The organism is Kibdelosporangium persicum (assembly GCF_013280595.1).
Taxonomy (GTDB): domain Bacteria; phylum Actinomycetota; class Actinomycetes; order Mycobacteriales; family Pseudonocardiaceae; genus Kibdelosporangium; species Kibdelosporangium persicum.
Genome location: NZ_JAAATY010000035.1, coordinates 58,546 through 82,275, shown reverse-complemented (window position 1 = coordinate 82,275; position 23,730 = coordinate 58,546). Strand labels below are relative to the sequence as shown.

Sequence of the window (23,730 nt, the reverse complement as noted above, 5' to 3'; positions counted from 1 at the left end):
GTCCTCAGCAGACTCAGCCGCGCTGGATGAACCGCAGCGTCGGGAACATCATGCCGGTGACCGGGGTCACCGTGATCCCCTTGACGCTGAAGTAGATGTTGTCGGCCTGGTACCAGACATCCCACCAGGCCAGGTCGACGAGGGTGGCGTTGAGCCGCCTGAGCAGCTGGGTCTGCGCGGGTCCGGGCTCGGCGCGCTCTGCCTGCTCCACCAACGCCTTCACCTCGGGGAAAGCGTCGACCGACGGGTTCGGGTTGTACCACTGGGCCGAGGTGACCTGATCGGTCAGCGTGGCCATGTCGTTGCCGTCCATGGCGATCACCGCGAGGAACATCGGGTACGTCGGTGCGTTCTTCTGGTAGTCCGGCATGGCCATGTCCTGCCATTCCACCTTGATGCCCAGTTCGCCGAACGTCTGGTTCGCGGCGGGCTGCCACGCCTGGAAGATCGGCGACATGGGCATCCGCACGGTGAAACCGCCCGGGTATCCGGCGTCGGCGAGCAGCTGCTTCGCCTTGGCCATGTCGGTCTTGTACTTGCCGTTCATGGACTTGTCGTAGACCGGACTGTCCACAGGCCACAGTTGGTCGGTGACGGTCCCCGCGTCGTTGCCGACCGCCTTGAGGATGCCGGCGGCGTCGAACGCGAGGCTGATCGCCTGCCGGACGCGCTGGTCACCGAGCGCCTTGACCTGTTCGCCGGTCCGGTCGGCGAACTGGACGCCGACCCACGAGGCCGCCTTCTGCGCGATGTTCCAGCCGTTCTCGCGCGCCTTGGCTTTGTTGGCCGCGTTGGCGAACTGCACGTTGAGCTGGCCGGACAGCATGGCGTTGAAACTGGCGGTCTGGTCGGTGATCGGGAACAGCCGCACGGCCGGGAACGGATAGGTCGCGCTGTCCCAGTGGTTCTGCTTCTTGGTGAAGACGTACTGGGACTGCGGCGTGGACGCTGCCTTGTCGTAGGCGTAGGGCCCCGACCCGGCCGGGCCGTTGGCCAGTGCACCGGACTGGATGGCCGTGGGTGAGACCATCCAGCTGCGGCCAAGGCCCATGAAGTACAGCAACGAGTCATCCCGTTTGGACAGACGGATCTCCACCGTGCCCGGGTCTTTCGCCTCGATGCCGGCGACGTTGAGGTACGCCTGCCCGGACCGGACACCGGACTTGAGGTGCCGGAGGTTCGTGACCGCCGCGGCGGCGTCGAACTTCTGGCCGTCGTCGAACGTGACACCGTCCCGCAGCCGCATGGTGAGCGTCAGCCGATCCGCCGACCATTCCCAGGACGTGCTCAGCGCGGGCACCGGTTTGGCGTCCTTGTCCAGCGCGACCAGCGGGTCGTACACGGCGGACAGGTACGGGCCGTCGAAACCGATGTCGGCGTTGGCCGGGTCCCAGGACGTGACGTCCAGGAACACGCCTGCCTTCAGCTCGCCGGTGCCCGCACCCGCACCGGTGTCGCCACTGGAACTGGTGCATCCGGCCAGCACGGTGGCCACTGCCACCGCCGCCACCGCCGCTGTCAGAGTCCTCGTCATCGAGTCCCTCTCTCGGGAAAGCTGCATTGCCGGCGGGAGTCACGCACCGCCGCGGGCTGGTACTGGTGAGACCTGGCTCACTCTCGTGCGGGATAGTCTACGTCTGTCGGCAAAAAAATCAATGGGTCGCTGACCAGCTACAACGTGACCTCAGATCGCATCAGCGACGAGTACTCGCGGACTGCCCGGCAGTGCGAGCACATCACGTGGCCGCCAGCCCGCACTCGCCAGCCACGTACGCACGTCCGACTCCGGATAGACCACGGTGCCGTCGATGACGAAGTACTCCCCCGCGTGCAGCGCGTCGATCCGTCGCTGCCGTTCGTCGTCATCCAGGAAGAAGTCCAGCAAAAGCAGTGTCGCACCCGGACTCGCCGCGGCACGAGCACGCGCCAGGATCGCCTGGTTCCGTTCCGGGGTGAAGCGATGGATCACGTGGTTCACCATCACGATGTCGTGTTCACCACCGGGCTCGGCCGCCTCGGTGGCCGCGGGCTCGATCCGGGCCCGGCCACTGAATCCCGCCGCCGCCACCGCATCGGAGATCCCTTGGGTGGCTGCGGGTGCGAAGACGAACCGTACCGACAGGTCCGGGTTGGCCCGCATCGCGCCGACGGCGAACTCCGGCGACAGTCCGCCGAAGTCCAACATGGACCGGTACGGCGTGAAGTCGAACGCGCGGGCCAGCATCGCGGCGTGCAGCGCGTTGTAGCGCATCACCCCGGCCATGAACGTGGCCAACCGGCCGTCGTCCATCTGCAGGTCGCCAGGCTTGGTCGTGTCCACTGTGGTGTCGAACCGCAGCCAGTGGCCGTAGCTGATTTCGTTGAGGAACGTCAGAAAAGGCGCCAGATCGGTCGCTCCCCCACCACCGAGGTACTCCGCGGCGTCCGCGGCGAGGCTGTAGCGGCCGTCCGCGCGATCGAGCAGGCCCTGCGCGTTCATCGCGTCCGCCAGGACGCGGACCATCTGCCTGCCGACACCTGTGACGTCGGCGATTTCCGCGACCGTGCGTGGACCGTCCGCCAGCGCGCGGAAAAGTCCGATCCGGGACGCGGCGAACAGTTGCTTGGCACCCATGTAGCCGATGGCGATGTCCACGATGCGATCCGGGGTTGAGACGACCATCCCGACTCCTCTCCGATGTTTCTACGACTGTAGACAAAAAGCGGCGTGGTCACCAGGTGCCGTCGGCGGCAACGTCACGGTCGAGCCACAGTTCGCCGGTCAGCTCACGAATCCGTTCCGCACCAACCCGATCAAGCAACGCCACGGCGCCGGCGTTCTCCTCCAGCTGCGCGAGCCGTGACGCGCCCACCAACACATTGGCCGTCGCGGGATTCGCCAGGCAGAACGCGATCCCGAGCTGAGCCGGGGACGCGTCCAGCTCGCGAGCCACCCGTCGCACCCGCGGCCACGCGGCGACGATCCGCTGCCGGATCCCGCCGACATCCGCCCCGATCTTGCGGCCCGGGTGGAGATTGCCCACCAGCAGGCCACCTTCGAACACATCCGACGCCTGCAAGGCCAACTCGCCCGACTCGAACAGGGACGCGTAACAGGCGCCTTCAGCCATGGACCGGCGTGCGAGCCCGTACTTGAGCTGAGCGAACGTGGGCGGCACCAGGTCACGGCGGCGCGCGATGTCGATGGCCGCCCGCACGTCGGCGAACCGCCAGTTGTTGACACCCCACGTGCCGAACCGGCCTTCGGCGATCTGTTCGGCCACGTCCGTGACCACGCGTTCGACGTCAAGGCCGGCGAAGTAGTCACCGACGACGACCATGTCGGCACGGTCGACCCCGACGCGTTCGAGCGAGGTCGCCAATTGCCGGGCGAAACCCGTGCCGGGATAGTCCCAGAGCCACAGTTTGCCGCAGTAGAGCCAGTCTTGCCTGGCCAGACCGGCTTCGCGGACGGCCTTGCCGAAGATCAGATCGGTCCGGGAGTTCTCGGCGTGCGGGCCCATGTCGTAGTGGGCGACGTCGAAGAAGGCACAGCCGAGTTCGGCGGCGCGGGCGATCATGGCCACCGCCTCGTCGAACGCCATGCGATCCCAGGTGTTCCAAGATCCGAACGACAGCACGGGCACCTCACGTGTGCCCAGCCGGCGGTATCGCACTGCTTCCTCCCGCGCCGCCGAGGGTTTATTTTCTACGACCATAGACAATAAGCCCACTCCACGGAAGGGACGCCGATGACACGGACCGTGCTGGTGACCGGAGGAGCCGGCGGGATCGGCCGCGCGATCGCGACCGCCTTCGCCAAGACAGGTGACGACGTCGTCATCGCCGACATCGACGACGTCCAGGACGCGGCAGGCTCGCTCGGCGTGCGCGGCGTGACCATGGACATCACCGACGACACGTCGATCGGCCAGGCGCTCGACCAGGTCGGACCGGTTGACGTGCTGGTCAACAACGCGGGTCTGCTCAGCGTCCACGGCAGACTGCTGGAGCTACCCGCCTCGGACATGCGCCAGATCCTGCACACGAACGTCTACGGCACTTTCCTGATGATCCAACAGGTAGCCCGCAGGATGGTCGGACAAGGCCAGCCTGGCGTCATCGTCAACCTGTCGTCGATCGGCGGGCGGCAGCCGACCCCCGGGATGGGCGGCTACGAGAGCAGCAAGGCGGCCGTGGACGCATTGACGCGCTGGGCGGCGATCGAACTGGCTGAGCACGGAATCCGCGTCAACGCGGTGGCGCCCGGGCCGGTACTCACTCCGACGCTGGCCGCCGGGATGCCCGAGGGGTCCGCGGCCCGGCAGGCGTGGGTGAGCCGGATTCCGTTGCGCCAGCTGGCCTCGGTCGAGGATGTGGCCGCGGCCGTGATGTTCCTGGCAAGTGGGAACGCCGCCCACGTCACCGGCACAAGCCTGCCCGTGGACGGCGGACAACTGCTCACCTGACCAGCGCCTACCGCTCGTACACCACCCGCCCGCCCAGGACCGTGAGGTCGACGTCGACATCGGGCAGTTCGGCCGCGGTGACCGCCAAGGGATCCGCGGCCAGCACACACAGGTCGGCCACCATCCCCTCGGCGAGAGTGCCTTTCCATGTCTCCGCGCCGTCCTGGCGGGCCGGATGCACGGTGTAGCAACGAAGCAACGTCTCCATGCGGTCACGTGGGTTGTCAGCCGGGCCCATCCACTCATCGGCGGCGGCGATCTCGCGCCGCCAGTCCGGCGACAGGACTGGCGCGTCGGACGTCAGGCACAGCGGGATACCGATGTCCAGCACGTCCCGCAACGGCCACGTACTCTCCGCACGCTCCGCGCCCAGAACGGCACTGACCGCGTCGGAGGTCTGGACCGCGATCCCCGCCTGCGTCGACAGGCCGACACCCAGCCGAGCCATTCGCTTGAGCTGCATCGGGTTCACCATGTCGCCATGGATGACGTAGTGGCGCAAATCGACATCCCGCTCGGCACGGGCACGTTCCACCGCGTCGAGCACGAGATCGATCGCGCGGTCCCCCGTCGCGTGCACACCCACCTGAAGCCCGGCATGGTGAGCGGCCAGGATCATGGCGGTCAGGTTCTCTTCGCGTTCGGCGTCATCCTCGCCCGCGACGAGCAGTTCCGCACGCGACCCGTCGGCGTAGCAGTGGTGGGTGTAGGCCGAGCGCATGGGCGGAATGCCGTCGGCGAAGATCTTCACGCCCGCGAAGTTCAGGGTCTTCCGATCCGAGCCGGAACCGTCCACTCTGGTCAATCCCGCTCGCAGGTCCGCGAGAGTGCTCGGGCCGTCCAGTTCGCCGTACAGCCACAGGGCTGTGACACGAGCCCGTAACAGCCCTTCGGCGGCGAGGGCGCGATATTGCCGCACCACCGACATCCCGAAAGCACCGGTCGGGCCCTCGTCCTCACCGGGCCCGAGCCCCGGCTCGGTGTAGCTGGTGATTCCCAGCCGTGCCAGCAGGTCTCCAGCTCCGAGGATGGCGGCCCGGCGTTCCTCGGGCGAGCACAGTGGACGTCGCGGGTCCGGGTGGTCACCGAACAGGGTGTCCGGCCACAACGCGCCGAGCCAGGTGGCGTGCAGGTGGGCGTCGTTGATGCCCGGGATGACGGCTCGACCGGCGAGATCCACGATGTCGGTCCCCGGGCCGATCAGACCACGGATGTCCGCGTCCGCGCCGACGCGCAGGACACGTCCCGACCGGATGGCCAGCGCGGTCGCGGCGCCGGGCCCGGCGAGGGTGTGGACCGGTCCGCCACGCAGGACCAGATCCGCGACTGGTGTCGGCACAGGCGCTCCCAAAACGTTCTGAGGTCTCGACATTTTTGTCGACACACGTAGACTAACCCATCACGGTGACACCCCACTGAAACCCACTACGGCCTGGAAACCAGCGGAAGGAACCTGATGACCGTCCCGACCTCCACCCGCGCGGCGGTGCTGACCGAGCACGGCGAACCGTTGCGCCTGGCCGAACTCCCGCTGCCCGCCGAGATCGAACCCGGCGCCGCGCTGGTGCGCGTCTCGTGCGCCACGCTCTGCGGAACGGACGTGGAGATCTGGTCCGGCACGATGTCCTTCCCGGGCATGTTGCCGATGGTGCTGGGCCACGAGATGGTCGGCGAGGTCGTCGCGACCGGCCCGGACACCCGGGACGCGCTCGGCCGGGACATCCCGGTCGGCGCTCGGATCGGCTGGTCCGAATCGACGTGCGGCGAGTGCTACGGCTGTACGGTCCTCCGGGAACCTGTAGCGTGTTCTCGCCGTGGTTATGGCTTCCTGCAACGCTCTGACGTTCATCCGTTCGCCACCGCCGGTCTGTGCGAGTACGCGTACGTCGTGCCGAAGGCGGCGAAACTGCTGCTCCCCGACGAAGTGCCGGACACATGGGCGGCCATGGCGGGCTGCGCGGCCAAGACCGTGCTTCGGGCGTTCTCACGGGCTGGCGGAGTGACGCCAGGTTCCCGAGTGGTCGTCCAAGGTTCCGGCGCGCTCGGCCTGTTCGCGACCGCGGTCGCACGGATCTCCGGCGCCGGCACGGTGATCACGGTCGGCGCGCCGGCATCACGACTCGCCCTCGCGCCCCAGTTCGGCGCCGACGCCACAGTGGACATCGCAGACTGCGTCCAGCAGGTCCAGCAGCTCACCGACGGCCACGGCGGGGACCTGGTCATGGACTTCGCCGGTGCACCGTCCGTCGGCCATGAGGCCGTGCTGATGGCAGCCCAACGCGGGACCGTCGTGATTGTCGGCAGTACCGGTCCGAACGACGTGCCAGTGCCCCTCGGAACGCTGATGGGCAAGGAACTGACCGTCGTCGGGTCGCTCAACGGCGACATCGCCGACTATCACCAGGCGATCGAGTTCTTCCGCACGTTCGCCGAACGGATGCCGTGGGATTCGCTCTTCGGTGACCCCGTCGGCCTGTCGTCCGCGTCCGGGCGGATCACCGCCATGCACCGTCTTGACGAGGTCAAGGCCGTCATCGATCCCCGTCTCGCCTGATCTGGAGGAAGCCGGTGCCCGCACTGCCCCGCCGCCGCGTCGGAACGTCCGATGTGGAGGTCTCACTGTTGTCACTCGGTTCGTGGCACACGTACGACCGGATGGATTTCGCTGACGCCGTCACCATGATCCGCACAGCGGTCACCGCCGGTGTCAACTTGTTCGACGTCGGTGTGTACGGCATGCCCGGCAAGCCACCTGTGTTCACCGACGTGCTCTGGGGCGCGATCATGCGAGCCTCGGGCATCCCCCGTGACGAGTACCTCGTGTCGGCGAAGCTCTGGATCGAGGGCTTCGACGACGAACGGGGCTTCCGGCCGCAGCTGCGCAACGCCTTCCTGCGAGGCGGATTCGACCATGCCGACCTGGTGATCCTCGGCGACCTGCGGCGTGCCGACGTCGAGCTCGAGGACCTGGTCGACGACCTCAGCGGACTCCGGCGCGCCGGACTGATCCGGGCTTGGGGCGTCAACAACTGGTCCGCCGGGAACATCCGCAGGCTACAGCGGATCGCCGAAGAACGCGGCGTCGACGGTCCGCAGGTCGCTCAGCTGAAGTACAGCGTGGCGCGCCGGTCCATCGCGGACGGTGAGCCGTTCGGCCGCCTGTTCGCCGAAGGATTCACCATGCAGGCCTCGGACGTGCTCGAAGGCGGAATCCTCACCGGACGCACCGATCTGACCCGCGAGGTCGGCCGCGATCCCGGCGGCATACGAGAAGCCATCACCCGGTCCGCCGCCGGTCTCGTCGAGACCGCTGAGAAGCTCGGCACGAGCGCGGCGCGGCTGGCCGTCGCTTTCACCCTGACTCACCCGGCCAACGTCAGCACGCTGTTCGGCGCGACACGGCTGGCGCAGCTCGAGGACAACCTCGCCGCGGTCGAGCTGGTCGAGCAGGTCGGCGCGGACGAGCTGCGCGCGTTGGCCGAGCCGTTCTGGGCCGACCGCGGCGTGGTCGATCCGGAAGGGCCGTGACCTTCGTGAACGAGGAGCCTGTCATGACGTATCGCCCAGTCCCCTTCGACCCGGCCATCGAACCGGAGCTGGCCAGGCTGGTGCCGGAGGACTCCCCTGGGTACACGCCCGAGACACTGCCCGCGATGCGCCAGGCCATGGCCGCGATGGTCCGGCCTGCCGCGCAAGTGGTGGGCGACGCGCCGGTGGATCTCGTCGAGCGGACGGTCCCCGGCCCCGACGGCGCGCCCGATCTGGAGGTCACGATCCTCTCTCCGCGTGATCGGGACGGGTCGGTGCCCGCGCTGTACAACATCCACGGCGGCGGGATGATGGTCGGCCACCGTGACATGGACGTCCCGCGTCTGCTCGCCCTCGTGCTGGAACTGGGCGTGGTCGCGGTCAACGTCGAGTACCGGCTCGCACCCGAGCACCCACACCCCGCGCCGGTGGAGGACTGCTACGCCGGTCTGGTGTGGACAGTGAAGAACGCGGAGGAGCTGGGCATCGATCCGGATCGGGTCGTGGTCATGGGTGGCAGCGCGGGCGGTGGCCTGTCGGCGGGGGTGGCCCTGCTGGCCCGCGACCGGGGTGGGCCACGCCTGGCCGGACAGTTGTTGCTGTGCCCGATGATCGACGACAGGAACACCACGGTTGCGAGCCACCAGTACAGCGGGCTGGGCACGTGGTCACGTGAAGCGAACGTGGCCGGTTGGCGGTCGCTGCTCGGTGACGCGGCCGGAACGGACGAGGTTTCGCCGTACGCCGCGCCTGCCCGGGCCACCGACCTGTCCGAATTGCCGCCCGCGTTCATCGAAGTGGGCAGTGCGGAACCGTTCCGTGACGAGGACACCGAATACGCGCTGCGGATCTGGGCCACCGGCGGCCAAGCCGAACTGCACGTGTGGAGCGGCGCCTTTCACGGATTCGACATCTACGTCCCGGACTGGCCGATCAGCCAGGAGGCGCTGAGGACGCGCACCTCGTGGCTGCGCAGGACCCTGGGGCTGGGCCGATGACCCCGGTGCCCTATGACCCGGAGCTGGAGCCGGGTCTTGCCGCGTTCCTCGATCTGGTGGAGCGGATTCCGTTACGGGCGAACACGATCCTGGCCAACCGTGCGCACTTCGCGACCATCGTCCCGCCGATAGGGCAAATCGTGGGAGGCCGGGCCGTCGAGCTCGACGATCGCACGGTCCCGGGCCCGCCGGGCGCCCCGGATATTCAGCTGACGATCATCCGTCCTCGCGGCGGTGTCACCAACGCGCCGGTGTTGTACGGCATCCACGGCGGCGGAATGGTGCTCGGCAACCGGTTCTTCGGTGTCGACGGGCTGATCGACGACGTGCTGCGGTTCGGCGCGGTCGGTGTGTCGGTCGAATACCGGTTGGCGCCGGAGAATCCCGCGCCCGCCGCTGTCGAGGACTGCTACGCGGGCCTCGTGTGGGTCGTGGAGCACGCCGGCGAACTGGGCGCCGATCCTTCTCGTGTCGTGGTGACGGGGGCCAGTGCGGGCGGTGGTCTCTCGGCTGGTGTGGCACTGATGGCCCGCGACCGGGGTGGCCCGCGTATCGCGGGACAGATGTTGCTCTGCCCGATGATCGATGACCGCAACGACACGGCGTCGGCCCGGCAGTACGACGGGCTCGGCGCGTGGGACCGCAACAACAACGACACCGGCTGGAACGCCCTGCTGGGGCCGTTGCGCGGCACCGATGAGGCGTCGCCGTACGCGGTTCCGGCCCGTGCCGAGGATGTCTCCGGCTTGCCGCCCGCGTTCATCGACGTCGGCGCCGCGGAGATCTTCCGTGACGAGGCGTGCGAGTACGCGCTGCGCATCTGGGCCACCGGCGGGCAGGCCGAACTGCACGTGTGGGCGGGCGGATACCACGGGTTCGCGGGCTTCTCCCCCGGCGCCGAGGTCTCCCGCGCGGCCGTCGCGGCCCGGTTGTCGTGGCTGCGACGGATTCTGCGGGCCCCGTGAGACCGCGCCGGATCGCGGTCGTCCTCGGCCTGCTGGAGATCTTCGGGCCGATCTCGATGGATCTCTACCTGCCCGTGCTCCCCCAGCTCGCCGACGACCTCGGCGCGAGCGAAAGCCTCGCGCAGGCGACGATGTCGGTGTGCATGCTCGGCCTCGCCTTCGGCCAGCTGGTTCTCGGCCCGCTCAGCGACCGGTTCGGCCGACGGCCGCCGCTGCTCGCCGGAACCGGCTTGTTCGCGGTGCTGTCGCTGGTCTGTGCCGTGGCGCCGTCGATCGAACTGTTGCTGGCGGCCCGTTTGCTGCAAGGGCTGTGCGGCTCGGCGGGGATCGTGATCTCCCTGGCTGTCGCCCGTGACGTGGCCGAAGGAGCCGAGCTGGTACGGCTGCTGGCCATGCTCACCACAGTCGGCGCGCTCGCGCCGATCGTGGCGCCGGTCGTCGGTGGACAGCTCGCGACGGTGATGGGGTGGCGTGGCATCTTCGTCGTTCTGGCCGGAATCGGCGTGGCCTTGTTCCTCCTGGCGGTCACAGCCCTCCCGGAAACCCGGGCGTCCACTGCCCGTCGCCGTGCGAGTGAATTCGGCGCGGTGTTGCGGGACCCGTTGTTCCCCTGGTTCCTGCTCGTCAGCACGTGCGGTGGTGCCGCGTTCTTCACCTACCTCGCGTCGGTGAGCTTCGTCCTGCAGGACAACTTCTCGTTGTCACCGCGGGTTTTCAGCCTCTGCTTCGCCGCCAGCGCGGTCATGTCCGTCCTCGGCGCCCTGATCAACCGAGCCGTGGTTCGCCGGGCCGGACCGGCACGGATGTACACGATCGGTACCACCGCGACCGCGCTGGCAGCACTGGCAATGCTCATGGCGGTGTTGCTCGGCGCCGGGCTGGTCGGTGTGTTGATTCCCTTGGCGCTGCTGATGTTGGCGGCCGGGGGGACGCAGGCCAACGGATCGGCTCTCGCGCTGGCCGAGCACGGTGAACGCGCCGGGACAGCCGCCGCTTTACTGGGAACGTCGTCGTTCGCCCTCGGACCGCTTGTGGCACCGCTGGTGTCGTTGGGCGGAACCAGTCCGTTGTCGATGAGCCTCACGATCACCGTGGCATACGGCTGCGCCGCCGCGCTCGTGTGGCTGGCCGTGCTGCCGAGGTTGCGGGCCATTGTCGGGGCAGATCGTATCGCTTATCGTATACGACACTCCCGATGCTGTGAGGTGATCCCGTGCCCGCACCGACGACCCTGATCGCCCGGGACTTCACCGAGTTCCGCGCCGCGGTGTCCCAGTCCTTCGTGCCCCTGCACGTCACCGCGGGCGCCGGGGACGGCTTCCGCGGCCGCATCCGGTCGTCGTCGGCCGACGAGGTGCAGATCTCCGAGATCAGCGCGTCCGCGCACGCTGTCGAGCGCACGCCCGAGCTCATCGCACGCGGCGAGCGCCGCTACTACAAGCTCAGCCTGATCCTGGCAGGCACCGGGCTGCTGGTGCAGGACGACCGGCAGGCGGTACTGCGGCCCGGTGACGTCGCGTTGTACGACACGCACCGGCCGTATTCACTGCTGTTCGAAAAGGACTTCCGCTCCCTGGTGGTGATGTTCCCGCAACGGCTCATCGACCTGCCCGCCGAGCTCGTCGGACGCCTGACGGCAGTGCGCATGTCGGGCAAGCAGGGCGTCGGCAACGTTGTCGTGCCGTTCCTGGCCCAGCTCGGCAGCAATCTCGACCAGCTCAGCGGCCCGGCAGGCACCCGTCTCGCGCACAGCGCGGTCGATCTGCTCGGCACCTTGGTCGCCGCCGAACTGGACCTGGCACGTGCCAACGCCGACCCGCACCACGAGCTGATGCGCCGGATTCGCGCGCACATCGACGCGAACCTGCACTCCCCTGACCTGACCCCGTCCCGGATCGCCGCCGAGCACTTCATCTCGACCCGGCACCTGCACGGGCTGTTCCAGCAACAGGGCACCACGGTCGCCGGGTGGATCCGTACGCGGCGGCTTGAGCACTGTCGCCGTGACCTGCTCGACCCGGTGCACGCCGGCCGCCCGGTCGCGGCGATCGCTTCACGCTGGGGATTCGTCGACGCCGCGCACTTCAGCCGGGTGTTCAAGACGGCGTTCGGCCGTGCGCCGAGCGAGCTGCGACGCCAGTTGACCGAGAGCGACCGGTACTTGCCGCCCAGCGCGTGACTGCTCGTCGGGCGCCCGCGTCCGTCTGACGATGAGGCCATGCCCGACGCACCCTCTGACGGCTGGCGTACCTACGACGAGTTCGCTGCCGGGATCGCCACCTACCGCCTGCCCAACGCCGACCTCACTGGGCAGGACATCACCATCAGCCTGGACGACGGCGAGAAGCTCGCGTTGAGCTTCACGGACGCGCGGCGCGCGACGTGCAACGGTGTCGAGGATCCGTACGACGCTGTCGCCGTGCGCGACGACGTGTACTTCGTGAATCTGCCGCTCACCAGCGTCGAAGGCGAGGCGCTGACGGTCGTGTGGTCGACGACGACCCACCGCGCCCTCGCCGTCCGCTCGGTGATCGGCACCGAGGACGTCGAGGGTGTTCCCCGGGTTTCCCAGGCGTTCCGGTCCGGGACGACGGACGGGGGCGAGCCGTCCGGCGCCGTGCCCGGTCCTTCCCGTGACCTGATCGGCAAGCGCAACCTCTACCGCTACAGCCCTGACCACCTCTACGAACACATCTACGTGTCCTCGCAGCGATATGCCTGGCAGTGCCTCGAAGGTGTCCAGCGCGGGCATGGCGACATGGATCTGTCGACCGTGTGGAAGTTCCAGGACTCGTTGTACCTCTTCTGTTTCCGTGAGTTCCGGATCGCGGTGGCCAGTGTGTGGCTGCACGACCTCGGCTATGCGCTGCGCACGACCGGCGTGTTCCTCGGCATCACCGGCGACGGCCGGTCCGAGCATTCCCGCGCGGGCGGGCACGTCTACCCGCTCGGTTCGGTCGCCTATCCCGACGCCCAGCCCGTCTAAGGAGTTCCCAGTGTCCAACATGGACGTCATCCGCGCGCACTACGAAGCCAGCGACCGCGGCGACCTGCCCGGCATGCTCGCACCGCTCGGACCCGGTACGAAGTGGACGGAGGCCGCTGGTTTCCCGTACGCCGGAACGTACACCGGTCCCGGCGAGGTCCGGGAACACGTCTTCGAAGCGATCGCGAAGGACTGGGACGGCTACCGCTTCAGCCTCGGGGAACTGCTCGACGCCGGCGACACGGTCATCGGCGTCGGGACCTACACCGGGACCCACCGCGAAACCGGGAAGTCCTTCACCGCGCGCGTCGCGCACCTGTGGCGGTTCGACGCGGGCGCGGTCGTCGGTTTCGAGCAGATCGTCGACTCCGCGCTCGTAGTCGCCGCGACCACCTGACAGGAGCCGCCATGAGAAACATCCTGCCCGCCCTGGCGCTCGCCACTGCCACGGTCCTGACGGCCTGCGCCGGCGCTGAATCCGGCACAGGCGGCCCGATCGTGGTCGGCTCGGTCAACGCGCTGAGCGGCCCGGCCACCTTCCCGGAAGCCTCGCGGGCAGCCAAGGCCGTGTTCGAGGCGGCCAACGCGGCCGGAGGCGTCAACGGACGGAAGATCGAGTACAAGGCGATCGACGACAAGGGCGATCCGGCGGCAGCCGCGGCAGCCGCTCGCGAGGTGGTCGGCGGTGACGAGGCGGTCGCGCTTGTCGGCTCGTCCAGCCTGATCGAGTGCGAGATCAACTCGAAGTACTACGAGCAGCAGAAGATCCTGTCGATCCCGGGCATCGGCGTCGACCCGGCGTGCTTCACCAGCCCCAACATCGCGCCGGCCAACGTGGGCCCGTACCACGACATGACCCTCACCCTGCTCTACGGCTCGGAAGTGCTGAAGCTGACCGACATCTGCGCGCTGCTGGAGATCGCGGGCAACACGCTCCCGTCGTACCAGGCGGCGATCGACGAGTGGACGAAGATCACCGGGAAGAAGCTCAAGTACGTCGATTCCACCGTTCCCTACGGCGGCTCCGACTACACCTCGTACATCGTCAAGGCGCGCGCGGCGGGATGCAGGGCGATCACCGTCAACCCGGTGGAGCCGGACTCCATCGGCCAGCTCAAGGCCGCGGCGGCGCAGGGGTGGAACGACGTCACCTGGCTGCTGCTGACGAGCGTCTACAGCGAGAACTACGCCAAGGCGATCTCGAACGCGGGCGCCGGGGTGTACGTGCCCGCGGAGTTCTACCCGTTCACGGACGCGGACAGCCCGCAGAACAAGGAATGGCGGGATCTGATGATCAAGAACAACATCCCGCTGACCTCGTTCAGCCAGGGCGGTTACCTGGCGGCGAAGTACTTCCTGCAAGTCCTGCGGGGTATCCAGGGCGACATCACGCGTGAGTCGGTGACCAAGGCGCTGCGCGAGATGAAGCCGATCAGCGACCCGATGGTCGGCACGCCGTACGTGTTCGGTCCCGCCCAGACCCATCACGACAACACCGCGGGCTGGCCGGTCAAGCTCCTTTCGGGAACGAACAAGTGGGAGCTCGCCGCCCAGGACTGGCTGCGGATTCCGCGTTCGTGAATCCCGCCGCCCCGGGCGTACGGCATCCGGCGTCGCGCCGACGGATATTCGAACCAAAGTCCTAGGAGGACATCCATGCTGCAGGGCGCTCTCGCCGGTCTTGCCGCAGGCGGCCTGTACGCGGTGCTCGCGGTGTGCCTGACCCTGATGTCACGGCTGGTGCGTGTGATCAACTTCGCGCAGTCGGCCACCGGGATGTTCGGCTGCTACGTGGCGGTCTTCCTGGCCGTCCACTGGGGACTGCCCGAGTGGCTCGCCACGGTGACCGGAATCGTGCTCGGTGGAGTCCTCAGCGCCGTACTCGGCTGGATCATCTGCACGTGGCTCGCCGAGGCGGACACCGGGACGCGGTCGGCGGTCACCGTTGCCGTGCTCCTGTTGCTCATCTCGCTGGCATTCATCCTGTTCGGCAACAAACCGCAGCCGTTCCACCCGCTGCTGGCCGGACCCGCGTTCACGCTCGGCGGCGTGGTGATCAGCCAGGTCACCGTCGTCACCGTCACGCTCGCCGTGCTGGTGGCAGTGGGCTGTCGTACGGTGCTCGCCCGCTCCAGCCTCGGTGTCCGGCTGCGGGCGCTGTCGGAACGTCCCACGACCGCGGAACTGCTGGGCATCCCGGCCCGGCCACTGTCCGTCGGTGTCTGGACGGCCACTGGGGTGATCGCCACGCTCGCTGTGTCGATCGTGGCGCCGTCGCAGTCCAATGACCCGACATCACTGGCGATGCTGGTCGTCCCGGCCGCGGCGGCCGCGCTGCTCGGCGGGTTCCAGCGGCTCGATCTGGCCGTGGCAGGCGGGCTGGTGCTCGGCATGGCCCAGGGCGCGGCCGCCCAGTCCGACCACCTGTCGGTCCTGCGTCATTTCCTGCCTTTCCTGGTCATCGTCGTGGTGCTGGTGTGGACCCAACGCAAGGAGGTGTGGGATGCGGCTCGCTGAACTCGGGACGCCGGTTCTTGTCGCGGCGGCGGCGGTCGGCGCCGGCTACGCGCTGAGCGTGGGTCTCGCCGGGTACTTCGTCTATCTCGGGATGAGCGTTGTGGTCGCGGCGATCGCGCTGCTCGGGCTCGGGGTGGTGACCGGCACCGCGGGGATGATCTCGCTGTGCCAACTCACTTTCGCCGCCGTCGGCGCGTTCGTTGTGTCGGCCTGCAACGCCGCAGGTGTGCCCGGTGGTTTCGTGGTCTGGTTGCTGCTGGGTGGACTTGCCGCGGCGGCCGCCGGGGTGCTGGTCGGGCTGCCCGCGCTGCGGCTGCGTGGCATCACGCTCGCCGTTGTCACCCTCGGGCTCGCCGCGGCCGTCGACCTGGCGCTGGTGCAGATCCAGTTCCCAGGCGTGACCGAAGGGCTGCACGTGGAGCGGCCGGAGGCGTTCTCCGACGACCGCTCGTACTTCTTGTTCGCGGTGCTGGTGCTGGCCGGCTGTGGGCTGGTAGTGCACTTCCTGCGCCGCGGCCGGTGGGGCAGCAGCTGGCATCTGGTCGCGTTCTCCGAGCGTGGCACGGCCGCGGTCGGCGCCGGGGTACGGACGTCCAAACTGACGGCGTTCGCGGTCGCCGCGGCACTCGGCGGGATCAGCGGCGGGCTGCTGACCGGGCAGGTCGGGCTCGCGTTCCCGGCGAGCTTCACCGCGATCCAGTCCCTGGCCCTGTACGTGCTGGCGATCATGTCCGGCGCGCACCTGATCGACATGGCGGTGTTCGGCGCACTGCTCTGGGTCGCGGTACCGGAACTGCTCAAACGCTGGGGCGTGCCGCAGGACTGGGGGTTCGTGATCTTCGGCGTGCTCGGCGTGCAGGCACTGGCAGGCCGGGGCAATCTCGGTATGGCGTGGCGAAACCTCTGGTACCGCAGGCGGTCTCGCGACACCGCCGGAGTGGGCCGCGCGGCAGACGTAGCCGAAGTCTCGCCGCTCCCGCCCGGCGACCCGGTACTGGAAGTGCGCGGGGTGAGCGTCGCCTTCGGACACGTCACCGCTCTGTCCGAGGTGGACATCTCTGTGCCAGCGCACGGGATACTCGGCGTGATCGGGCCGAACGGCGCCGGGAAGTCCACCCTGGTCGACGTGATCAGCGGCTTCCTGCCGCAGGCCACCGGCAGTGTGCTGCTCGACGGGCGGCCGCTGACCGGTTCCCCGACCCGCCGGGCCCGCGCCGGGCTGCGACGAACGTTCCAGCAGGACCGCGTTCCGCCCGGCTTGACGGTGGCCGCGTACGTACGGTTCGTCGCCCGGCGCCGGCTCACCGGAGCCGAGATCGACGAAGCGCTGGCGTTCTTCGGCTGCCCGGCGGCGCGCACACCGTTGTCCCGAGTGGACGCCGGGGCACGGCGACTTGTCGAAGTAGTCGGCCACCTGCTCGCCCGTCCGCGCGTGTTACTGCTCGACGAACCAGCGGCCGGTCTGCCCCACGAGGAGCACGTGGCGTTCGGGCGACGGCTCCGGCAGGTACCCGCACGGTTCGGAGTGTCGGTGCTGCTCATCGAGCACGATCTCGACCTCGTACGGTCGGTGTGCGACACGCTGACCGTACTCGACTTCGGGCAGGTGCTGGCCAGCGGCCCGCAGGCCGACGTACTGGCCGACCCCGCCGTGCTGAAGGCCTACATGGGCGAAACGGAGATGCTGTGAGCGTGTTGCGGGTGGACGGCCTGACAGTCCGGCGCGGGGCGAGCCCGGTGATCCGGGACGTGGACCTCGCCATCGAACCGGGCCGGATCACCGCGCTGGTCGGGCCGAACGGCGCGGGCAAGACGAGCCTGCTGGAGGCCATCTCCGGAGTTGTGCCGCCCGCTACCGGAACCGTGCACATCGGCGACGCGAATGTCACCCGGTCCTCACGGGTGGCACGGTCGCGCCTGGGCCTGGCGCACATCGAGCAGGGCAGAGCGGTGTTCCCCGGCCTGACAGTGCTGGAGAACCTGCGGCTGACCGCTCGTACCCAGGCGGACGTCGACGGCGTGCTGGAACTCTTTCCCGCGCTGGAGAAACGGCTGCACTCTCCCGCCGCGCTGCTGTCCGGCGGAGAGCAGCAGATGGTGGTGCTGGGGCGGGCTTTCGCGGCACGTCCGGCGTTCCTGCTCATCGACGAGATGTCGCTGGGCCTGGCGCCGGTGGTGTTCACCCGGCTGTTGCCGGTCGTCAGCCGCTTCGCGGCGGAAGGCGCGGCGATTCTGCTGGTCGAGCAGTTCACGCACATGGCGCTGGCCGTGGCGCAGGAGGCCATGGTCGTCTCGTCGGGACGCGTCACGTACTCCGGTGACGCGCAGACACTTCTCGACTCCCCCGCCACCCTGCACAGCGCTTACCTGGGCGCGGATTGACTAGACCTGTCCTGGTCGTCACATCCCGGCACGTTCGAAGGCCAGCGTCGGCAGGTCGACCGCGTGCGCACCGCCGTCGGCGACCAGAACGGCGCCCGTGATGTACGAAGACTCCGATGAGCCCAGGAACCGCACTACCGAGGCGATCTCGTCCGGCTCTGCCGCGCGGCGGAGCGGGACCTCGGCGGTCACGCGGCGGTAGGCCTCATCGTGGCCGCCGGTGAAGCCCGCCGCCGCGGCGAACTGGTCCATCTCGGCGTCCGCCATCGGGGTGCGGACCCAGCCGGGACAGACGGCGTTCGCCCGCACGCCCTTGGGGCCGAAGTCGCGGGCGATCGAGCGGGTCAGGCCGATCAACGCGTGCTTGGCGACGGTGTATCCGGCGACGTTCGGCCCGGCGAACAGCCCGGCCAGTGACGACACGACTACGACCTGCCCGCCCGTTTCGATCAGCCGCGGCAAGGCCGCGCGGCAGAACACGAACGCGCTCGACAGGTTCGAGCGCAGGGCGAGCTCCCACTCGTCGTCGCCGGTGTCGACCACAGAGGACAGTCCGTGCCCGCCCGCGTTGGCGACCGCCACGTCCAACCGCCCGAACTGGTCGACGATTTCCGCGATCGCGTTCTCGGCGTCCGCACGTACGCTCGCGTCACAGGCGATGATGTGCGCACCGGTTTCGGCAGCCACCTTCTCCAGTGGTTCGCGGCGTCGCCCGAGCACCACCACCTGGGCGCCTTCGGTCGCATAACGGCGGGCGACCGCGGCCCCGATTCCGGTTCCACCACCGGTGACCGCCACCACTCTGTCCACTGTCGATCCTTTCCTAGGCGGGAAACGCCGAACGTGCCGACATGCCGAAGTCGGCGAGCACGGCCTGGCCGTTGATCGGCCGCGAGGCCGGGGAGGCGAGGAACAGCACCTGCCGGGCGACGTCGTCCGCCGCCTGCACCGGAAATCCCGGGGCGTCCAGGATGGAGCCGAGGTCGCCGCGTGCCATGGGCGTGTCGACGACCGAAGGACACACGCAGTTGACCCGCACGCCCGGCAGTTCCACCGCGAGAGCCCGGGTCAGTGCCACCACGGCACCTTTGGACGCGCAGTAAGGCACCATGCCCGGCGCCGCCGTGAACGCCGAGTCGCTGCCCAGCAGCACGACTGACGGGTCCTTGGCCAGCCACGGCAATGCGTGCTTGACCACCAGGATCTGCCCGGTGACGTTGACCGCGAGCACCGCGGCCACCTCGTCGGCCGACGTTTCGGCCAGTGGTCTGCCGACGGGGCCGGAGATCCCGGCACAGCCGACGACGACGTCGAGACCGCCGAAGTGCCGGGCGACGGCGGCGACGCCGTCCGCCAGGTCCGGCTCGTCGGTGACGTCCGCACGGACTGCGAAGACGTCACCGTCCAGTACCGGCGGGGTGTTCCGATCGACGAGCCCGACACGCGCCCCCTCGGCGAGGAACGCCCGGGCACAGGCCAGGCCGATGCCCGAAGCCGCGCCGGTGATCAGCACCGCCCGGCCCGCCAGGTCGATTCGCATGTGGTCCATCCTGTCCGGGCTGGCCCACCGTGTGGTTGGCCGCGAGCGCACCCTTGTTGTCCGCCGCCGCACGGACGGTTCCCGCGCCCGTGCGAACCGGCTGAGACTGACCGGGTGAGCACCCCGCACCCACTCGATCCCCTGACCACCGCGGAACTGTCCGCCGGGCGCGCGGTCCTCGCCGAGGCAGGTCTCGTCGGCGACACCATCCGGTTCCCGCAGGTGCTCCCGGTCGAGCCCGCCAAGGACGAGGTGCGCGCGGGCGATGCCGACCGGCGCATCCGCTACACGCTGCTGGACACCGCCACTGGCCGGGCAGGCGAGGCCGTCGTCTCGGTCTCCCGCCACGAACTGGTGTCCTGGGACGACTGGGCGGAAGCCGAAGGGCAGCCCGCGTACCTGTTCGAGGAGTACGACCTCGCCGAAAGGCTGACGAAGGCATCGGAACAGTGGCAGGCGGCGATGGCCCGGCGAGGTCTCGCCCACCGGATCGAGCACGCCTTCTGCGCACCACTGGCGCCCGGGTACTTCGGCCGCGCCGACGAGACCGGCCGCGTGATACGGTCGCTGACCTTCCTGCGCGAAGACGCCGACGACAGCCCGTGGGCGCACCCCGTCGAGGGCTTGATCACGCACATCGACCTCACCACGCGGGAAGTGCTGCGGGTCGAGGACGAGGGCGACGTGCCTGTCCCCGCCGAACACGGCCGCTACACCGGTGTCCCGGCGCGGACGTCGCTCAGGCCGATCGAGATCACCCAGCCCGACGGGCCGAGCTTCACCGTCGACGGGTCCGAGATCACCTGGGAGGGCTGGCGGTTGCGCGTCGGCTTCAACGCCCGCGAAGGCCTGACCCTGCACCAGGTGGGCTTCCAGGACCGTCCGGTGCTGTACCGGGCGTCGGTCGCGGAGATGGTGGTGCCCTACGGTGACATCGCGCCCGGCCGGTTCTGGATCAGCTACTTCGACGCGGGCGAGTACCAGTTCGGCAAGAACGGCAACAACCTGCGGCAGGGCTGCGACTGCCTGGGCGTGATCCACTACTTCCCGGCGTGGGTCGCCGACGACCACGGCGAGCCGGTCGAGATCCCGCAGGCGGTCTGCCTGCACGAGGAAGACGACGGCATCCTCTGGAAACACACCGACCTCGGTGGCCGGCCGGAGGTCCGCCGGTCGCGGCGGCTGGTCGTCTCGTCCATCTCCACCATCGGCAACTACGACTACGGCTTCTACTGGTACTTCTACCTCGACGGCACGATCGAGCTGGAGGCCAAGGCCACCGGTGTCGTGTTCTGCGGCGCCGGTGCCACCGGGCAGGCGCAGCCACACGCGACTGAGATCGCGCCCGGCCTGTTCGCGCCGGTGCACCAGCACCTGTTCTGTGCCCGGCTCGACGTCGAGGTGGACGGCGAGCGCAACAGCCTGTACGAAGTCGACGTCATCGGCGTGCCTACCGGCCCGGAGAACCCGTACGGCAACGCGTTCACCTGGCGCAGCACCCAGCTGCGGACCGAGCGCGAGGCGATGCGCCTGGCCGACCCGAGCCGAGCCCGGGTCTGGGAAATCCGCAGCGCGGACCGCGTCAACCGGCTTGGCAAGCCGACCGCGTACCAGTTGGTGCCGCGCCCGTCGGCAACGTTGATGGCCCAGCCCGAGGCCTCCGTGCACGGCCGGGCGGCCTTCGCGACCCGGCACCTGTGGGCGACGCGGTTTCACGAGGACGAGCGATATCCCGCCGGAGAACGGCCCAACGCCCACCCCGGCGGCGCGGGCCTGCCCGAGTGGACCGCCGCCGACCGCGACCTGACCGGCACCGACCTCGTGCTGTGGCACGTGTTCGGCCCGACCCACGTGCCCAGGCCCGAAGACTGGCCGGTGATGCCGGTCGACCGGTCGGGTTTCCTGTTGCGCCCGTACGGCTTCAGCGACCGCAACCCCGCCCTCGACCTGCCCGCCGGCCATCACTGCTGAGAAAGCGATGCCATGACTGCTCTTTCCGACACTTCCACGTGGCTCCCCCTCGACGGACTCGCGCCGGGATTCGATGCGAACAAGGCGCCCGTGGTCGGCGACCTGCACGGTCAGGTGTTCGTCCTGCACGACGACGCCAGCGGGCCGGATCGCACGGCCAGGTTCACCGGCACGCGCGTCGAATGGGACGGCGGGACCGATCCCTGTGAGACGTTCCTCGTCGACGACGACCTCTACTACGTCCAGTTCCACCCGGCGGCGGAACCTCGCCAGGCCATGTCGCTGATCCTCGACGTCCGTGATGGACGGGCGTTGATCATCACCACCAGGATCGGTGACAGCGGAACCCCGCGCGTCACTCAGGAGTTCCGGCCCGCCACGATCGACGGCGCCGCGCCGCGCGGCCAGGTGATGGCACCGACCACCGCCCTCATCGGCCGCCGGGCGTTGTGGGTGTACAGCGAACAACACGCCTACGAACACGTCTATCTGAGCTCGCACTGGTACACCTGGCAATGCCTGGCCGGTCCCGAGCGCGGGCTGGCCGACACCGACGAGAACTCGGTTTACCGGGTCCGGCCCGGAATCTACGTGTTCACGTGGCGCGAGAAGGTGATCCCGTGCGCGTCGGTGACGATCGCCGACCACCGTGACGCCCGCGCGCTTCGGTCCCACGGCGTCCTTTTCGGACTGGACGGCACCGGAGAGCACCCGGCGCACTTCACCTTCGGCGCCCACGGGCGGTTGCTGAGCACCACCGTCCACCCCGAAGACCTCGACCCGGCGAGCCATGGCCGCTGACCTCATCCTCACCAACGCCGTCGTGTACACGATGGACCCAGCGCGGCCGTGGGCGGCCAGCCTCGCCGTCACGGACGGGAAGATCGTCGACGACACCGGCCGTGGGCCGAACACCGAGATCATCGACCTTGACGGGGCGTTCGTCCTGCCCGGCTTGGTCGACGTGCACAACCACCATGCCATGGCAGGCCGCGCGGAGCTGTTCGAGCTCACCTTCGCCGTGGACGCGAGCTTCGAGGACATCCTCGACGCGGTCCGCGCGCGAGCCCGTGACCTTGGCCCTGACGAGTGGCTCGTCGGCGGCGCATGGGCGTCCACTTTGGTCGAGACACTGTCGCGGTCGTCCGCGCGACACGCGCTCGACGAGGCCGCGGGCGGGCGCCCGGTCGCGCTTGCCGACGACAGCAGGCACAACCGCTGGGTCAGCAGTCGTGCCTTGGAGCTGGCCGGGATCACCGCCGCGACCCCTGACCCGCCGGGCGGCGTGATCAGCCGTGACGACGGTGAACCCAGCGGCCTGCTCCTGGAAGCCGCGGGCGTCGCGGTCGAGCGGGCGGCCGGTGGGCTCACCGCGGACCAGCACCGCCGGGCTTCACGGCGCGCGATCGAGATCCTGCACGCCCACGGCGTCACCGCGTTCCAGGACGCCGGCGTGTCGGCCGACATCCTCGGTGCGCTGAAGTCCCTGGACGACGCGGGCGAGCTCAACGCCTGGGTGGTGTCGTCGCTGCTGGTCAACGACCCGATCTTCGGCTACGACCCGATCGGGGCGCCGCTGCTGGAGCTCGCTGGGAGGTACCGCACCGAGCACCACCGGCCGGATTTCGTGAAGATCTTCCTCGACGGTGTGCCACCGACCCGCACGGCCGCGTTCCTGGAGCCATACCTGCCCGACGAGGTCCACGGGACGTGCTTCCACGGCGCCACGACGATGTCCGGAGAGGAGCTGACCGGCTGGCTGCGTACCGCGGCCAAGGCGGGGTTCTCCGCGAAGGTGCACTGTACCGGCGACGCATCGGTGCGGCTGTTGCTCGACGCCGTCTCGACGATCCGGGCCGAGGGGTACACCGAGACCAGATTTCACGTGGCGCACGGCCAGTTCGTGCACCCGGACGACCTCCCGCGGTTCGCCGAGCTCGGGGTCGCCGCGGACATCTCGCCGTTCCTGTGGGTGCCCGGCGTCATCCCGGAGGCGATCGCCGGAGTGCTGCCCGCCGAGCGAGCCGCGCGGATGCAGCCGAACCGAGCGCTGCTCGACAGTGGAGCCCTGGTCGCTGGTGGTTCGGACTGGCCGGTCAGCGAGTCGCCGAACGCCTGGGAGGGCATCGCGGGTCTGGTCACGCGCCAGGACCCGTACGGCCGGCGGCCCGGCGCGCTCTGGCCCGCGCAGGCGATCACGTTGGCCGAGGCGATTGAGGTGTTCACCCTCGGCGGGGCTCGCGCGTGCGGACTCGACGACGTCACCGGGGCGTTGACGCCGGGCCGCTCGGCCGATTTCGTGGTGCTGGACCGGAATCCGTTCCGGACCGCGGACGTCGCCGGGACACAGGCCGTCGAAACGTGGTTCGCGGGGCGACGCGTGTTCCAGCGCTGA

At 69.2% G+C, this 23,730-nt stretch carries 22 protein-coding genes; 16 read left to right on the top strand and 6 right to left on the bottom strand.

Annotation, left to right across the window (positions count from 1 at the left end):
• Positions 1-13: 13 nt before the first annotated feature.
• The 3 genes from GC106_RS39670 to GC106_RS39660 all read right to left on the bottom strand — a co-directional run bounded on the left by GC106_RS39670 (position 14) and on the right by GC106_RS39660 (position 3,656).
• Positions 14-1,534, bottom strand: a complete 1,521-nt coding sequence (locus tag GC106_RS39670; RefSeq protein ID WP_173141248.1) for an ABC transporter substrate-binding protein — start codon at positions 1,532-1,534, stop codon at positions 14-16.
• A gap of 150 nt (positions 1,535-1,684) precedes the next feature.
• On the bottom strand, positions 1,685-2,662 hold the full coding sequence (locus GC106_RS39665; protein ID WP_173141246.1) for a methyltransferase: 978 nt from the start codon (positions 2,660-2,662) through the stop codon (positions 1,685-1,687).
• A gap of 49 nt (positions 2,663-2,711) precedes the next feature.
• A complete protein-coding gene (locus GC106_RS39660) occupies positions 2,712-3,656 on the bottom strand; it encodes an aldo/keto reductase (protein WP_312873247.1) in 945 nt (314 codons plus the stop codon).
• 75 nt (positions 3,657-3,731) lie between these two features.
• Between GC106_RS39660 and GC106_RS39655 the strand changes: the two genes are divergently transcribed.
• Complete coding sequence (locus GC106_RS39655; RefSeq protein WP_173141242.1) at positions 3,732-4,448, top strand: SDR family NAD(P)-dependent oxidoreductase; 717 nt, start codon at positions 3,732-3,734, stop codon at positions 4,446-4,448.
• A 7-nt stretch (positions 4,449-4,455) separates the two neighbouring features.
• Here the strand turns inward: GC106_RS39655 and GC106_RS39650 are convergent, their stop codons facing one another.
• A complete protein-coding gene (locus GC106_RS39650) occupies positions 4,456-5,787 on the bottom strand; it encodes an amidohydrolase (protein WP_312873246.1) in 1,332 nt (443 codons plus the stop codon).
• A 117-nt stretch (positions 5,788-5,904) separates the two neighbouring features.
• Between GC106_RS39650 and GC106_RS39645 the strand changes: the two genes are divergently transcribed.
• From GC106_RS39645 to GC106_RS39590, 12 genes are all read left to right on the top strand, one after another.
• Positions 5,905-7,002: a zinc-binding dehydrogenase gene (locus GC106_RS39645; RefSeq protein WP_173141238.1), complete on the top strand. Its 1,098-nt coding sequence runs from the start codon at positions 5,905-5,907 to the stop codon at positions 7,000-7,002.
• A gap of 14 nt (positions 7,003-7,016) precedes the next feature.
• Complete coding sequence (locus tag GC106_RS39640; protein ID WP_173141236.1) at positions 7,017-7,976, top strand: aldo/keto reductase; 960 nt, start codon at positions 7,017-7,019, stop codon at positions 7,974-7,976.
• Between the two features lie 23 nt (positions 7,977-7,999).
• Positions 8,000-8,974, top strand: a complete 975-nt coding sequence (locus tag GC106_RS39635; protein WP_173141234.1) for an alpha/beta hydrolase — start codon at positions 8,000-8,002, stop codon at positions 8,972-8,974.
• Complete coding sequence (locus GC106_RS39630; protein ID WP_173141232.1) at positions 8,971-9,939, top strand: alpha/beta hydrolase; 969 nt, start codon at positions 8,971-8,973, stop codon at positions 9,937-9,939. The genes GC106_RS39635 and GC106_RS39630 overlap by 4 nt, the downstream gene beginning before the upstream one ends.
• Positions 9,936-11,174: a multidrug effflux MFS transporter gene (locus GC106_RS39625; RefSeq protein ID WP_173141230.1), complete on the top strand. Its 1,239-nt coding sequence runs from the start codon at positions 9,936-9,938 to the stop codon at positions 11,172-11,174. The genes GC106_RS39630 and GC106_RS39625 overlap by 4 nt, the downstream gene beginning before the upstream one ends.
• Complete coding sequence (locus GC106_RS39620; protein ID WP_173141228.1) at positions 11,153-12,118, top strand: AraC-like ligand-binding domain-containing protein; 966 nt, start codon at positions 11,153-11,155, stop codon at positions 12,116-12,118. Before GC106_RS39625 ends, GC106_RS39620 begins: the two co-directional genes overlap by 22 nt.
• A 39-nt stretch (positions 12,119-12,157) precedes the next feature.
• Entirely contained in the window at positions 12,158-12,925 is a 768-nt protein-coding gene (locus GC106_RS39615) for a MoaF C-terminal domain-containing protein (RefSeq protein ID WP_173141226.1), read from the top strand.
• A gap of 10 nt (positions 12,926-12,935) precedes the next feature.
• A complete protein-coding gene (locus GC106_RS39610) occupies positions 12,936-13,322 on the top strand; it encodes a nuclear transport factor 2 family protein (protein WP_173141224.1) in 387 nt (128 codons plus the stop codon).
• 11 nt (positions 13,323-13,333) lie between these two features.
• Positions 13,334-14,506: an ABC transporter substrate-binding protein gene (locus GC106_RS39605; RefSeq protein WP_173141222.1), complete on the top strand. Its 1,173-nt coding sequence runs from the start codon at positions 13,334-13,336 to the stop codon at positions 14,504-14,506.
• Positions 14,507-14,581: 75 nt separating this feature from the next.
• Complete coding sequence (locus GC106_RS39600; protein WP_173141220.1) at positions 14,582-15,442, top strand: branched-chain amino acid ABC transporter permease; 861 nt, start codon at positions 14,582-14,584, stop codon at positions 15,440-15,442.
• Positions 15,429-17,132: a branched-chain amino acid ABC transporter ATP-binding protein/permease gene (locus tag GC106_RS39595; protein ID WP_173141219.1), complete on the top strand. Its 1,704-nt coding sequence runs from the start codon at positions 15,429-15,431 to the stop codon at positions 17,130-17,132. Before GC106_RS39600 ends, GC106_RS39595 begins: the two co-directional genes overlap by 14 nt.
• Positions 17,129-17,824, top strand: a complete 696-nt coding sequence (locus tag GC106_RS39590) for an ABC transporter ATP-binding protein (RefSeq protein WP_173141217.1) — start codon at positions 17,129-17,131, stop codon at positions 17,822-17,824. Before GC106_RS39595 ends, GC106_RS39590 begins: the two co-directional genes overlap by 4 nt.
• Before the next feature lie 18 nt (positions 17,825-17,842).
• Here GC106_RS39590 and GC106_RS39585 read toward each other — a convergent pair whose 3' ends face one another.
• Together GC106_RS39585 and GC106_RS39580 are read right to left on the bottom strand one after the other, a co-directional pair.
• On the bottom strand, positions 17,843-18,634 hold the full coding sequence (locus tag GC106_RS39585) for an SDR family NAD(P)-dependent oxidoreductase (RefSeq protein ID WP_173141215.1): 792 nt from the start codon (positions 18,632-18,634) through the stop codon (positions 17,843-17,845).
• 13 nt (positions 18,635-18,647) lie between these two features.
• Entirely contained in the window at positions 18,648-19,364 is a 717-nt protein-coding gene (locus tag GC106_RS39580; RefSeq protein ID WP_173141213.1) for an SDR family NAD(P)-dependent oxidoreductase, read from the bottom strand.
• Positions 19,365-19,478: 114 nt separating this feature from the next.
• Here GC106_RS39580 and GC106_RS39575 point away from each other — a divergent pair, with 114 nt between their 5' ends.
• Genes GC106_RS39575 through GC106_RS39565 form a run of 3 tightly spaced genes read left to right on the top strand, consistent with a single transcriptional unit; the run spans position 19,479 to position 23,730 of the window.
• Positions 19,479-21,335 carry a primary-amine oxidase gene (locus tag GC106_RS39575; protein WP_173141211.1) on the top strand — a complete coding sequence of 619 codons (1,857 nt, stop codon included), beginning with the start codon at positions 19,479-19,481 and terminating at the stop codon, positions 21,333-21,335.
• Between the two features lie 12 nt (positions 21,336-21,347).
• Positions 21,348-22,136, top strand: a complete 789-nt coding sequence (locus GC106_RS39570) for a molybdenum cofactor biosynthesis F family protein (RefSeq protein ID WP_173141209.1) — start codon at positions 21,348-21,350, stop codon at positions 22,134-22,136.
• Positions 22,126-23,730, top strand: coding sequence for an amidohydrolase (locus GC106_RS39565; protein ID WP_173141207.1), 1,605 nt, complete (start codon positions 22,126-22,128; stop codon positions 23,728-23,730). Before GC106_RS39570 ends, GC106_RS39565 begins: the two co-directional genes overlap by 11 nt.

Coding starts and splice junctions, on each gene's coding strand:
- GC106_RS39580 (WP_173141213.1), bottom strand. CDS start 19,364: ATGCGAATCGACCTGGCGGGCCGGGCGGTGCTGATCACCGGCGCGGCT.
- GC106_RS39645 (WP_173141238.1), top strand. CDS start 5,905: ATGACCGTCCCGACCTCCACCCGCGCGGCGGTGCTGACCGAGCACGGC.
- GC106_RS39615 (WP_173141226.1), top strand. CDS start 12,158: ATGCCCGACGCACCCTCTGACGGCTGGCGTACCTACGACGAGTTCGCT.
- GC106_RS39630 (WP_173141232.1), top strand. CDS start 8,971: ATGACCCCGGTGCCCTATGACCCGGAGCTGGAGCCGGGTCTTGCCGCG.
- GC106_RS39565 (WP_173141207.1), top strand. CDS start 22,126: ATGGCCGCTGACCTCATCCTCACCAACGCCGTCGTGTACACGATGGAC.
- GC106_RS39595 (WP_173141219.1), top strand. CDS start 15,429: ATGCGGCTCGCTGAACTCGGGACGCCGGTTCTTGTCGCGGCGGCGGCG.
- GC106_RS39570 (WP_173141209.1), top strand. CDS start 21,348: ATGACTGCTCTTTCCGACACTTCCACGTGGCTCCCCCTCGACGGACTC.
- GC106_RS39670 (WP_173141248.1), bottom strand. CDS start 1,534: ATGACGAGGACTCTGACAGCGGCGGTGGCGGCGGTGGCAGTGGCCACC.
- GC106_RS39605 (WP_173141222.1), top strand. CDS start 13,334: ATGAGAAACATCCTGCCCGCCCTGGCGCTCGCCACTGCCACGGTCCTG.
- GC106_RS39655 (WP_173141242.1), top strand. CDS start 3,732: ATGACACGGACCGTGCTGGTGACCGGAGGAGCCGGCGGGATCGGCCGC.
- GC106_RS39600 (WP_173141220.1), top strand. CDS start 14,582: ATGCTGCAGGGCGCTCTCGCCGGTCTTGCCGCAGGCGGCCTGTACGCG.
- GC106_RS39635 (WP_173141234.1), top strand. CDS start 8,000: ATGACGTATCGCCCAGTCCCCTTCGACCCGGCCATCGAACCGGAGCTG.
- GC106_RS39665 (WP_173141246.1), bottom strand. CDS start 2,662: ATGGTCGTCTCAACCCCGGATCGCATCGTGGACATCGCCATCGGCTAC.